Origin of the sequence: Streptomyces sp. NPDC014891, assembly GCF_043081085.1 — a bacterium.
Taxonomy (GTDB): domain Bacteria; phylum Actinomycetota; class Actinomycetes; order Streptomycetales; family Streptomycetaceae; genus Streptomyces.
In genome coordinates this window covers 345,216-354,447 of the sequence record NZ_JBIBWF010000005.1, presented here as the reverse complement: position 1 = coordinate 354,447, position 9,232 = coordinate 345,216, and the positions used below count along the sequence as shown (strand labels likewise).

Annotated in this window: 8 protein-coding genes; 2 read left to right on the top strand and 6 right to left on the bottom strand. The window is 72.7% G+C overall.

The window, feature by feature from the left end:
• The coding region (gene scy / locus ACF09E_RS16880) for a polarized growth protein Scy (RefSeq protein ID WP_392206114.1) at positions 1–3,436 on the bottom strand (3,436 nt) is incomplete at its 3' end.
• A 212-nt stretch (positions 3,437–3,648) separates the two neighbouring features.
• Complete coding sequence (gene mce, locus ACF09E_RS16875; protein ID WP_055602101.1) at positions 3,649–4,101, bottom strand: methylmalonyl-CoA epimerase; 453 nt, start codon at positions 4,099–4,101, stop codon at positions 3,649–3,651.
• Positions 4,102–4,238: 137 nt separating this feature from the next.
• Between mce and ACF09E_RS16870 the strand changes: the two genes are divergently transcribed.
• A complete protein-coding gene (locus tag ACF09E_RS16870) occupies positions 4,239–5,441 on the top strand; it encodes an acetyl-CoA C-acetyltransferase (RefSeq protein WP_392205877.1) in 1,203 nt (400 codons plus the stop codon).
• Positions 5,442–5,476: 35 nt separating this feature from the next.
• Positions 5,477–6,433, top strand: a complete 957-nt coding sequence (gene meaB / locus ACF09E_RS16865) for a methylmalonyl Co-A mutase-associated GTPase MeaB (protein ID WP_392205876.1) — start codon at positions 5,477–5,479, stop codon at positions 6,431–6,433.
• Positions 6,434–6,514: 81 nt separating this feature from the next.
• Here meaB and ACF09E_RS16860 read toward each other — a convergent pair whose 3' ends face one another.
• From ACF09E_RS16860 to ACF09E_RS16845, 4 genes are all read right to left on the bottom strand, one after another.
• Positions 6,515–6,991 (bottom strand): MarR family winged helix-turn-helix transcriptional regulator, encoded by a 477-nt coding sequence (locus tag ACF09E_RS16860; RefSeq protein ID WP_392205875.1) that lies wholly within the window; start codon positions 6,989–6,991, stop codon positions 6,515–6,517.
• Positions 6,992–7,074: 83 nt separating this feature from the next.
• Entirely contained in the window at positions 7,075–7,860 is a 786-nt protein-coding gene (locus ACF09E_RS16855) for an AIM24 family protein (protein ID WP_388793542.1), read from the bottom strand.
• The gene (locus ACF09E_RS16850) at positions 7,857–8,507 is read right to left on the bottom strand and encodes an AIM24 family protein (RefSeq protein ID WP_392205874.1); all 651 of its coding nucleotides are present in this window, start codon (positions 8,505–8,507) and stop codon (positions 7,857–7,859) included. The genes ACF09E_RS16855 and ACF09E_RS16850 overlap by 4 nt, the downstream gene beginning before the upstream one ends.
• Positions 8,507–9,145 (bottom strand): AIM24 family protein, encoded by a 639-nt coding sequence (locus tag ACF09E_RS16845; RefSeq protein WP_221745145.1) that lies wholly within the window; start codon positions 9,143–9,145, stop codon positions 8,507–8,509. The genes ACF09E_RS16850 and ACF09E_RS16845 overlap by 1 nt, the downstream gene beginning before the upstream one ends.
• Between the last annotated feature and the right edge of the window lie 87 nt (positions 9,146–9,232).

Genomic DNA, 9,232 nt, shown 5'->3' with positions numbered 1-9,232 from the left:
AGGTCGCCTCGGCGATGAGGGCGTCGGCCTGCTCGGCGGCGTCGGCGCGGCGCTTGTCGGCGGCCTTGCGGGCCTCGTCGAGGACCTGCTCGCCGTCGGCCAGGGCCGCGTTCCGCAGGGCCTGCGCGTGCGCCTCCCCGTCGATCTTGACCTGTTCGGCCTCGGTGCGGAGGCGCCGGGCGTCCTGCTCGGTGGTCTCCATGAGCTCGACCGCCTCGGCGGTGAGCCGCTCGGCCTCGGCGTTCGTCTCGCGGGTGAGCCGCTCGGCCTCCGAGGTCGCCTCGGCGATGAGGGCGTCGGCCTGCTCGGCGGCGTCGGCGCGGCGCTTGTCGGCGGCCTTGCGGGCCTCGTCGAGGACCTGCTCGCCGTCCGCGACCGCGGCCGCCCGCAGCGCCTCCGCGTGCGCCTCCCCGTCGGCCTTGACCTGTTCGGCCTCGGTGCGGAGGCGCCGGGCGTCCTGCTCGGCCGTCTCCATGAGCTCGACCGCCTCGGCGGTGAGCCGCTCGGCCTCGGCGGCCGTCTCGCGGGTGAGCCGCTCCGCCTCCGAGGTCGCCTCCGCGAGGAGGGCGTCCGCCTGCTCGGCGGCGTCGCCGCGGCGCTTGTCCGCCGCCTGACGGGCCTCGTCCAGGACCTGCTCCGCCTCGGCGGCGATCCGCTCCGCCTCCGTGCGGGCCTCGCCGACGACCGAATCGGCGCGCTCGGCCGCCTCCGAACGGATCCGGTTCGCGTCGTCGCGGGCGTCGGCGCGGGTACGGGCCGCGTCCTGCTCGGACGCGGCGAGCGCGTCCGTCACCTCGGTGCGCACCCGCTGCGCGTACTCGGCGGTGTCCGTCCGCAGCTTCTCCGACTCGGCGATCGCCTCGGCGACCGTCCGCTCGGCCAGCGCCTTCGCGGCGTCCGTCTCCTCCTGCGCACGCGTCCGGGTGCGGGTGGCGTCCTCGGCGGCCCGCTCCCGCTCCTCGTAGGCGTCGGCGCGGACCCGGTCCGCCTCCTCCTGCGCCTCGGAACGCGTCCGCTCGGCCGCGTGCTCGGCGGCGCTGCGCAGCCCGGCGATCTCCTCCTCGGCCTGCTCGCGCAGACCGGCCACCGAGTCCCGCACCTCCTGGGCGGTCTGCTCGGCCGTGGTGAGCATCTCGGTCGCCCGCGCCTCGGCCTCGTCGACCAGGCGCTGCGCCTCGACCTGAGCGTCCTCGACGCGCTTGCGGGCGGCGGCGAGGAGTTCCTCGGACTGCTCGCGGGCGTGCTCGCGCTCCCGGCCGGCCTCGGAACGGGCCGACTCCAGGGTCTCCTCGGCCTCCCGGCGGCGCCGGACGGCCTCGTCCTGGGCGGCGGCCAGCGCCTCGGCGGCTTCCGCGGCCACCCGCTCGGCCGCGGCCGCGGCCTCGGCGCGGACCCGGTCGGCGGTCTCCTGGGCCTCCGACCGCAGCCGCTCGGCCTCCTCGGCAGCCTCGGTGCGCAGCCGTCCCGCCGCGCTCTCCGCCTCGGTCCGGGTGGCGGAGGCGTCCGACGCGGCCTCGGCCCGCAGCCGCTCGGCCTCCTGCTCGGCCTGCTCCTGGAGCGTACGGATGCGCTCGGCGGCCTCGGTCCGCAGCCGCTCCGTCTCCTCGGCGGCCTCGCGCCGGATCAGCTCGCCCTCGGCGCGCGCGTCGGTGAGCTCCTCCCCGGCCGCCGCGACCTTCGCCTCGGCGTCGGTGTGCAGCCGGGTCAGCTCCTCGGCGGCCTCCGCGCGGCGGGCCTCGGCGGCCCGCTCGGCGTCCGCGCGCAGCCCGGCCGCGGCCTCCTCGGCCGCCGCCTTGACCGACTCGGCCTGCTCCTCGGCCTCGGCGCGCAGCCGCTCGGCCTCGGCGCGGGTGCGCTCCAGGGTCTCCTCGGCCTGGGCCCGGAGCGTCTGGGCGCGCTCCACGGCCTCCGACTTGACCCGCTCGCTCTCGGCGCCGGCCTTCGTCCGCAGCTCGTCGGCGTCGGTACGGGCCTTGGTGAGGAGTCCCTCGGCGGTGCTGGCCGCCTCCTCGATCTGCTGGACGGCCTCGCGGCGCGCCTCGCCGCGGATCCGCTCGCCCTCCGCGATGGCCTCGGCGCGCAGCTGCTCGGCCTCGCCGCGCAGCCGGCGGGCCTCCTCCTGCAGCTCGACCGTCTTGGCGCGGTACTCCTTGGTGTCGTCCTTCGCCGACCCGAGCAGTTCGTCGGCCTGCTCCTCGGCCTGGGAGCGCAGCCGGTCGATCTCCGCCTCGGTCTCCCGGCGGATCCGCTCGGCCTCCTCGGAGGCCTTGCGGGTGGTCTCGCGGGCGTCGTCGGACGCCTTGGTGAGGATCTCCTCGGCGTTGCGGGCGGCCTTGGCGAGCGCCGCGGCGGAGTCCTCGGCGGCGACCGTACGGGCCTTCTCGGAGGCCTCGGAGACGAGCTTCTCCGCCTCGGCGGTCGCCTCGCGCAGCTTCTCCGCCGCCTCGGCCTTGAGCGCCTCGGCGTCCTTGGTGGCCTCGCCGACCAGCCGGGCGATCTCGGTCTTGGCGGTGCGGGTGCGCTGCTCGTTGACCGACTCGGCGGTGGAGAGCTGCTTGGCGGCGGCGTCCTTGGCCTCGGCGAGGGCCTTCTCGGCCTCGGCGCGGGCGGCGCGCAGCCGCTCCTCGGCCTCCTGCATGCGCTGCTCGGCGGCGCGGGAGAGCTCGGTGGCCTGGCGGCGGGCCTGGTCGGTCTCGGCGGCGGTGCTGGAGCGGAGCTGCTCGGCGTGGCTGGTGGCCTCCTGCGCCTGGCTGGAGGCGGCGCCGAGGAGGCGCTCGGCGTCCTTGCGGGCGCGCAGCAGAATCGCTTCGGCCTCGGCGCGGGCGGCCTCGGCCTCGGAGCCGACGCGGCGGCTGGTCTCCTCGGCGAGCCGGGTGGCCTCGGCGCGCGCGGTGGCGAGCGACTGCTCGGCCTCGGCGCGGGACTCCTCCAGCAGGCGGCGGGCCTGGGACTCGGTGCGGGCGCGGAGCTGCTCGGCCCAGGCGACGTTCTCGTTGACGTGCGCCTCGACGGTCTGGCGGCGCTCGCTGAGTTCCTGGTCCAGCTGCTGGCGCCGCTGCACCGCCTCGTTGTGCAGTTCGGCCTGGAGCCGGGACTGGTGCTCGGCGTGCTCCTGGAGGATGCGCTGCGTCTGCGCGCGGGCGTCGCGGAGTTCGCGCTCGGCGTCCTGGCGGAGCTGCTCGGCCTGCGCCTGCGCGTTCCGCAGCAGTTGCTCGGCCTGGTAGCCGATGTCCGCGCTGTCGTAGGCGGGCCGGGACGCGATGGTGCGCCGCGCCTCGTGGAGCTTGGCGCGCAAGACCTCGACCTGGTATCCGAGATCCTCGGCGTGCTGAACGGCCTTCTCGCGCTCGGTCTTCAGCCGGTCCATCTCGGCTTCGAACCTGGCGAGATGGTCGTCTTCAGCTCGGTGGCTCTCCTGGCGTTCGTAGCCCCGCACTGCGCGGTCCATCCTTCCCCGAGCTCTTCGAGCAGGGGAGACCCCAACCCTGTTCGCAACTCCGACGAGTCCGGCCTCACGGCTGAGGACGGACCCCCGGGGAATCGTGGCAGATCGGACGACCCCGACATCCCGACTACGGTGCCGCACGGAGCGGCCCCGACCGGCCCCGGCCCGGAGTCGCCCACTCTACCGGGCCGGGAATCCGGAGGTCAGTGCTCCGCTGAGGAGTGGTCAGCCGACGGCTCTGCCGAGGTGACCAGTTCCGTGAGGACGCCGTGGCAGTCCTTGGGGTGCAGGAAGGTGATCCGGGAGCCCATCGAGCCGATCCGCGGCTGGTCGTAGAGGACCCGGACGCCCTTGGAGCGGATGTCCTCGGCGTCGCCGTCGACGTCGGCCGTTCCGAAGGCGATGTGGTGCACGCCCTCGCCGTTCTTCGCCAGCCACTTGCCCACGGCCGAGTCCTCCCGGGTGGGTTCCAGGAGCTGGAGGTAGGAGGCCCCGCCGTCCGAGGTGTCGTTGATCTTGAGCATGGCCTCGCGGACGCCCTGCTCCTCGTTGACCTCGGAGTGGAAGACCTCGAAACCGTACGTGGCACGGTAGAACTCGACGGTCTTGTCCAGGTCGAAACAGGCGATCCCGATGTGGTCGATTCGCGTCAGCATGCCTCCAGTGCAGCGCCGCCGGGGTGGTTACGCAACGTGCGCGCCGTCACACCGACCTGCCGATGACCGGGCGGTCCGCCGCTCAGTACATTGGCGGTAAACCCTCGTTCACTTCTCATCCCTAGGGGCCGTGCCTCATGTCTGGAACGACCGGTACCACCTCAGTGATCGTCGCGGGCGCCCGTACGCCCATGGGTCGCCTGCTCGGTTCGCTCAAGTCCTTCTCGGGCGCCGACCTCGGCGGTTTCGCGATCAAGGCCGCCCTCGACCGTGCGGGCATCGGCGGCGACCAGGTGCAGTACGTGATCATGGGCCAGGTGCTCCAGGCGGGTGCCGGGCAGATCCCCGCCCGCCAGGCCGCGGTCAAGGCCGGCATCCCGATGAACGTCCCGGCCCTCACCGTCAACAAGGTGTGTCTGTCCGGTCTCGACGCCATCGCGCTCGCCGACCAGCTGATCCGCGCGGGTGAGTTCGACGTGGTCGTGGCCGGCGGCCAGGAGTCGATGACCAACGCCCCGCACCTGCTGCCCAAGTCCCGCGAGGGCTTCAAGTACGGCGCCGTGGAGATGCTCGACGCCATGGCGTACGACGGTCTGACCGACGCCTTCGAGAACATCGCCATGGGCGAGTCCACGGAGAGGCACAACACCCGCCTGGGCATCCGGCGCCCCGAGCAGGACGAGATCGCCGCCCTCTCGCACCAGCGTGCCGCCGCGGCCCAGAAGAACGGCATCTTCGAGGCCGAGATCACCCCGGTCGAGATCCCGCAGCGCAAGGGCGAGCCCGTCGTCTTCTCGAAGGACGAGGGCATCCGCGCGGAGACCACCGCCGAGTCCCTCGGCAAGCTCCGCCCGGCCTTCGCCAAGGACGGCACCATCACGGCCGGCTCCTCCTCGCAGATCTCCGACGGCGCCGCCGCCGTCGTCGTGATGAGCAAGGCCAAGGCCGAGGAGCTGGGCCTGGAGTGGATCGCCGAGATCGGCGCCCACGGCAACGTGGCCGGCCCGGACAACTCGCTCCAGTCGCAGCCGTCCAACGCCATCCTGCACGCGCTCAAGAAGGAGGGCCTGACCGTCGACGACCTCGACCTGATCGAGATCAACGAGGCCTTCGCCGCGGTGGCCGTCCAGTCAATGAAGGACCTCGGCGTTACCCCCGAGAAGGTGAACGTCAACGGTGGCGCCATCGCCCTCGGCCACCCGATCGGCATGTCCGGCGCCCGCGTGGTGCTGCACCTGGCCCTGGAGCTCAAGCGGCGCGGCGGCGGCATCGGCGCGGCGGCCCTGTGCGGCGGCGGCGGTCAGGGCGACGCGCTGATCGTCCGCGTCGCCGGCAAGTAAGTCACCTCGGCAAGGTCAGGCAAGGAGCTCAGCACATGGTGGACGTCCCCGCTCTGGTCGCCCAGGCACGGGAGGGCAGGCCGCGGGCCGTGGCCCGGCTGATCTCGCTCGTGGAGGGGGCGTCCCCGCAGCTGCGCGAGGTCATGGCGGCGCTCGCACCGCTCACCGGCGGCGCGTACGTGGTGGGCCTGACCGGCTCGCCCGGCGTCGGCAAGTCCACGTCGACGTCCGCGCTGGTCTCCGCCTACCGGCGGGCGGGCAAACGGGTCGGCGTCCTGGCCGTCGACCCGTCCTCGCCGTTCAGCGGCGGGGCGCTGCTCGGCGACCGGATCCGGATGGCGGACCACGCCTCCGATCCGGGCGTCTACATCCGCTCCATGGCCACCCGCGGCCACCTGGGCGGACTCGCCTGGTCGGCGCCGCAGGCGATCCGCGTCCTGGACGCGGCCGGCTGCGAGGTGATCCTGGTGGAGACGGTCGGCGTCGGGCAGTCGGAGGTCGAGATCGCCTCCCAGGCCGACACCTCCGTCGTCCTCCTCGCGCCGGGCATGGGCGACGGGATCCAGGCCGCCAAGGCGGGCATCCTGGAGATCGGTGACGTGTACGTGGTGAACAAGGCGGACCGGGACGGCGCGGACGCGACCGCCCGGGAGCTCAACCACATGCTGGGGCTGGGCGAGGCGCGCGGGCCCGGCGACTGGCGGCCGCCGATCGTGAAGACGGTCGCGGCGCGCGGCGAGGGCATCGACGAGGTCGTGGAGGCCCTGGAGAAGCACCGCGCGTGGATGGAGGAGCACGGGGTCCTGGCGGAGCGCCGCCGGGTCCGCGCCGCGCGCGAGGTGGAGACCATCGCGGTCACGGCGCTGCGGGAGCGGATCGGCGACCTGCACGGCGACCGGCGTCTGGACGCCCTCGCGGAGCGGATCGTGGCGGGCGACCTCGACCCGTACGCCGCCTCGGACGAGCTGGTCGCGAGCCTGACGGGCAACTGAGCGGGGCCGCGGCCCCGCGGGTGCGGAGAAGGGCCCCACCGGGACGACCGGTGGGGCCCTTCTCCGTCAGGTCCGTCGGGGCTACGGCTTGCCGCGGCGGCCGCGCAGCTGGTCGGCGACCGGCTTGAGGGACTCGTGCAGGTCGCCGAGGGCGTCCGGGCCGATCTGGTCGATGAAGTGCTTGCGCACCGACTCGACGTGGTGCGGGGCGACCTTCTGCATCGTGGCCATGCCCGCGTCGGTCAGCACCGCGTACAGCCCGCGCCGGTCGGACTCGCAGTTCTCCCGCCGGACCAGTCCGGCGTTCTCCATCCGGGTGATCTGGTGCGAGAGCCGGCTCTTCGACTGGAGCGTGGCCGCGGCCAGGTCGCTCATGCGCAGTCGCCGTTCCGCCGACTCCGAGAGGTTCACGAGGATCTCGTAGTCGTTCATCGTCAGGCCGAAGGGCTGGAGGTCCCGCTCCAGCTGGTACGTCAGCATTCTGTTGACGTCCAGGAATGTGCGCCACGCACACTGCTCGGCGTCGGTGAGCCACGGAGTGGCGGTCTCGGTCTCCATGTATGGATTCTACCTAAGAAGTTGAATACTTGACGAAGTCTGGGAGCGTGCGTTCGATGACGTCACACTCCGCAGACTACCGCTCACAGCCCGAAGCGACGCTGGAGGTCACCGAGCTGGCCGGGAAGGCGCGGTACCGAGCCTTGCACGGACTGGCCTGAACCGGGCGATCCATGGCCCCCCGGCACGCCCGCCTGGGCCGGCGGCCCGCCGATCTCCCGCTCCGCCATCAGGATCTCCGTCGACTGGAGCAGGACCGTCCCCGCCCCCACGAACTCGAACTGGTGCTCCTCGCCCGAGGTGCCCCCGAGGCCGGTCAGCGCGCGCACGCCCCCCATCACACCCGTCATGTACCCGTGGTCGTAGTGGTGGCAGGGGGAGGGGCAGTCCGCCCAGCCGACCAGCGCCTGCGGGTCCACCCGCATCGGGGGCTCCATGAAGACCACCGGGCCGTTCGACGCGGCCACGAACTTGCCGGTGCCGATCAGCGTCACGAAGCCCGGCACGATCGACTGCTTCAGCGCGAGGCTCGGCTGGTAGGCCAGCAGGTTCCCCGAGCGGATCGTCAGGTTGCCCTCGTCCAGGTCGAACGAGTTCACGTCGAAGGCCCGGTCCGCCAGCAGCATCTTGCCGCTGCCCTCCGCGACCACCCAGTCGCTCGCGTGCAGCGGCGAGTGGAAGGACGTCCGGACCAGGCGGTCCAGCCGCCCGTGCCCGATGCCGTTGAACTCGATCCGCCCGTAGTAGGCGATCATCTTGCCCTTCTGCAGGAACCACTGGGAGCCCTTGAGCTCCACGCAGAAGGTGTACGCGTTCACGTTGTCGTCCGACGGCAGGGTCGCCGGGTCGTGGATCACGGGACCGGTCACAGCTTCTCCTCCGAGGCCTGCACGTACACCGCACCGCTGCCGCTCAGCTCCAGCTGGAACGCCTCGCCCGAGCCGCGGCCCACCATGTCGCGCCAGCCGAGCGCGGTGGAGAGCTTGTTCCGCACGTCGCCGTGGTGGGCCACGTACGCCTGCGGGTCCACGTGGACCGGGCGGCCCGGGGTGATCGGCAGCTCGATCACGCCGCCGTGCGCCATCACCGCGACCGCGCCGTGCCCCTTGAGGGTGGTGGTGAAGAGGCCCTGGCCGGTCACCTGGCCGCGGACCATGCCCATGACCCCGCCCTGCGAGCCCATGAACATCGTGCCCTGCTCCAGGGTGCCGTCGAAGGCCAGCAGCCGGTCGGCCTCCACGAACAGGGTGTCGCCGGTCAGCCCGACCACCTGGATGTGGTGACCGCCGTGCCCGAACATCACCGTGCCGTTGCCCTCGACGGTCATCAGCGGCGTCGCCTCGCCGGCCACGCGGCGGCCGATCATCGACATCACACCGCCCTGGCCGCCGGCCGTGTTCGGCGTGAAAGTGACGTCGCCGCGGTAGGCGAGCATCGCGCCACGCTGGCTGAACATCCGCTGCCCGGGGACGACCGTCGCCTCGATCATCTTCGAGTTGATCTCACGGAACGGCACTAGACGTCCCCTCCGACCGTGTTGCGCTCGCTCGGCTGGACGTACACGAGGCCGTCCCCCTCGAACCGGATCTGGAAGGCCTCGCCGCCGCCCTCGCCCATGAAGGTGCGGAACGTCACACCCGACTGGAAGTGCTGCTGGAGGTTGCCCTGGTGGGCGATGTACGCGCCGGGGTCGACCTGGAGCGGGTACTGCGGCGTCACCCGCAGCACCACCGCCGGGCCGTCGGACATGATCGCGGCCTGGCCCGTCCCCTCCACGGTCGTGGTGAAGAGGCCGTTGCCGGTCGCTCCGCCGCGCAGGCCCGTGAAGGTGGTGCCGGTGCGCAGCCCCGCGTCGGTGCAGAGCAGATTGCTCGCCTCGACCCAGAGCTTGTCGCCGTGCAGCGAGACGAGGTTGATCTCGGAGGCCCGGTCGGCGAACCAGCAGGTCCCCTGGCCGCGCACCTCCATCACCTCCATCTGCTCACCCGTGAGCCGGCGGGTGACCATGCCGCGCAGGCCCTCACCGCCACCGCTCATCTTCTTGAACGCCATCTGGCCGTCGTAGGCGACCATCGAGCCGTTCTTCGCCTTGACGGCGTCGCCGGTCATGGAGACGGCGAGCACCTTGCTGCCTTGGAGTCGGAACGTTGCCACCCGCTGAAGGTACTGGGGACCCGGATAAAGAGACAGCAAAGTCGGCATGCACAATGGACGGGCCCTTGTGCATCCGTTCACAAGATC

Coding starts and splice junctions, on each gene's coding strand:
- ACF09E_RS16870 (WP_392205877.1), top strand. CDS start 4,239: ATGTCTGGAACGACCGGTACCACCTCAGTGATCGTCGCGGGCGCCCGT.
- mce (WP_055602101.1), bottom strand. CDS start 4,101: ATGCTGACGCGAATCGACCACATCGGGATCGCCTGTTTCGACCTGGAC.
- ACF09E_RS16860 (WP_392205875.1), bottom strand. CDS start 6,991: ATGGAGACCGAGACCGCCACTCCGTGGCTCACCGACGCCGAGCAGTGT.
- meaB (WP_392205876.1), top strand. CDS start 5,477: ATGGTGGACGTCCCCGCTCTGGTCGCCCAGGCACGGGAGGGCAGGCCG.